At 51.1% G+C, this 2,850-nt stretch carries 2 protein-coding genes; both read right to left on the bottom strand.

The genetic code is table 11. The annotated features are described in order from the left end of the window. Positions 1-159: 159 nt before the first annotated feature. Positions 160-1,065 (bottom strand): protein translocase subunit SecF, encoded by a 906-nt coding sequence (gene secF / locus QME66_13215; protein MDI6809907.1) that lies wholly within the window; start codon positions 1,063-1,065, stop codon positions 160-162. A gap of 9 nt (positions 1,066-1,074) precedes the next feature. Then, positions 1,075-2,646 carry a protein translocase subunit SecD gene (secD, locus tag QME66_13210; protein ID MDI6809906.1) on the bottom strand — a complete coding sequence of 524 codons (1,572 nt, stop codon included), beginning with the start codon at positions 2,644-2,646 and terminating at the stop codon, positions 1,075-1,077. Positions 2,647-2,850: the final 204 nt, after the last annotated feature.

Genomic DNA, 2,850 nt, shown 5'->3' with positions numbered 1-2,850 from the left:
AAGACATCCCCGTAACCTCCAGCTATTCTTGGACTTCTAATCGGACACCAGTGGGGTTGTTACCTAATTATACAGGAAGAAAAGGCGCAAGTTCCACAGGGGAAAATAGTGACAGTCACCTATTTCCATTATCATAAATAGGTGACTGTCACTATTTTCCTATTTTCTCAGCTTCTTCTGCCTCACAAGAGCAATATCAAGTGAAAGAGCGGATGCAACATAAACTGAGGAATAGGTCCCGAAAACCACGCCTACGAGCATAACGTAGGAGAAATCGTGAATTACCTCACCACCAAAGAGATAGAGAGCGATAACCGTGAGGAATACTGTAAACGTGGTGATTACTGTTCTGCTGAGAGTCTCGTTTACGCTCGTGTCAAAAACTTTCTGAAGACCTTCCTTTCTCAGGGCCCTTCCTCTCTCTCGTATCCTGTCGAAAACAACAATCGTGTCATTGATCGAAAAGCCAGCAAGAGTGAGAAGGGCGGCAACAACGGTGAGACTCACTTCTTTGTTGGCGACCGAGACAGCCCCCAGGGCGATGAACACGTCATGGAAGAGCGATATCACGGCACCTAGCGCAAAACGGAACTCGTACCTTATGCTCACATAGATGAGTATGCCGAGAAGTGACCAGAAAATTGCCAGAATCGCTTTCCCTCTCAGCTCTTTTCCAACCTTGGGGCCGACCGCTTCTTCCCTTCTCAAGTCAACCTGGACACCGGGGAAAAAGCTCGCAAAGGAACTCTTGATTACCGGGAAAGGATCCTTTCCTGTCTCCGGGTTTTGAAGCCGGATAAGAATTTCGCCCGAGTCTCCAATCTCCTGAATCTCAGAACCTCTGTAACCGGCAGCATCCACTGCCTGTCTGACTCTATCAATCCTTACAGGCTGGCTGAATTTCAACTGCATCAAGGTTCCGCCGGTGAAATCGATGCTGAGCCTGGGACCGCCGTGGGCGATGAGCGAGATGATTGTTATCAGCACGCACACGCCGGAGAACATGTACGCATAACGTCTGCGCGCCATAAACCCAAACTTAGTCCCCACCAGAAGTTGTAACATTGTCCCCTCTCAGATGCTCAGCTTCTCTACTCTCTTCCTCGCCGTTATCATGTCGAAAACAACTCTCGTGCAGAAAACTGCAGTGTACATATTCGCCAGCAGCCCGATGCTCAGTGTAACCGCAAAACCTTTGATAGGTCCTGTCCCGAATTGAAAGAGGAAGAGTGCGCTTATGAGCGTAGTTACGTTTGAATCCAGAATTGTCCGGAATGCCCTTGTATAGCCGGCATCGATCGCCGCCCGCACGGTCTTCTTGTTCCTGAGCTCCTCCCGTATTCTTTCGAAAACGAGAACGTTGGCATCGACTGCCATTCCGATTGTGAGGACAATTCCTGCGAGTCCGGGAAGTGTGAGAGTCGCGTGGAATCCGGCGAGCACGGCGAGTATGAAGAGCGTGTTGACGACAACGGCGCCAATTGCCAGAAGCCCGGACACCCGGTAGTAGCCAACCATGAAGAGCACAACAAGTATGCTTCCAATGATACCGGCCCTTACGCCCATATTGATTGAATCCCGCCCCAGCGATGGACCTACGGTCCTCTCTTCAACCACGTTAACCGGAGCAGGGAGGGCGCCGGTCCTAAGAACTACGGCAAGGTCCTTCGCTTCCTTCTCGTCGAATCTTCCGGTAATCGAAGCCCTGCCTCCCGGGATTCTCTCTCTAATCACCGGAGCCGAGCGCACCTTGTTATCAAGAACTATTGCCAGCTCTCTGCCGACATTGTTCCCTGTTAACTTTGCAAACTTTGCCCCGCCCTTTCCTGTCATCGTCAGCGAAACTCCAGGAGCATTTGGAGCCATTTCTTCAAGGCCAAACCCCATGATGGCGTTGGCCACTGCCGAGCCGGTGAGCAAGGGTTCCCTGTCAAGCACGTACAGAAACTTGCCGGCCCTTCCCTGGAAAGCTTCTTCCTCATATCCCCATGAGAGGGACGCATCACCGGGAAGAAGCGTATCGATACCAGAACTTGCAAGAAGATTTTCGACGGGCGCGGTCTCTTCAGTTTCAAAGAATGCCGCCCCCTCTTTAAAAGTCAGAATCCTCGCGTTGACCGGTTTTTCGACGGTTAGGCTGTCTCCGCCAAGCTGCCTGGCAATTTGGGAGCGGGAGAAATAGCTGTCAAGCCGGTCCATGATCCTCTTCGCCTCTTCTTCAGTCTTCACTATCTTGAACTCGAGCATGGCAGTCTGACCAATCAGAGCTTTTGCTCTATCTGCGTCGAGAAGCCCCGGCAATTGAATGACGATTCTGTCCTTGCCCTGCTTCTGGATCAGAGGCTCGGTAACTCCAAACTGGTCAACTCTGTTCCTTATGACTTCCATCGCCCTATCGGCAGCGTCTTCTGCTTCTGCCGCGGTCAGCTTGGCTTTGTCCACTTCGAGCACAAGATGCATCCCGCCCTGGAGGTCAAGCCCGAGCCGGAGTGCTTTGTCTCTCAGCGCATCGAGCTTCTCCTGGACAACTGAACTGCGCGCTGAGGCAGACATTCTGTACAACCTGAATGATGGGAAGAGATACCAGAGAGCAAGCAGTAACGAGACAGCTATGATGCCTATTCTCCAGAGTTCAGTTCGTTTCAATTTGCCTTTTCCTCATTCGCATAAAGTCTTCTATGTCACCACATTTAGTCAAAACCCCCGGGGCATTCCGAGGGACACCTGGAAACCACAAAGCACTGGCCAATCAGGATACCGGAGCCAAAACACGGTGTCAAGAAATACTGTTCGAGTGTCAGTTAAAATTCAAAACCGGACTATTTAAAGTTGAAAACCGGACTCTGGTCT

The sequence above is a fragment of the Candidatus Eisenbacteria bacterium genome (assembly GCA_030017955.1).
GTDB lineage: Bacteria > Eisenbacteria > RBG-16-71-46 > JASEGR01 > JASEGR01 > JASEGR01.
This window is presented reverse-complemented; position numbering and strand designations above follow the sequence as displayed.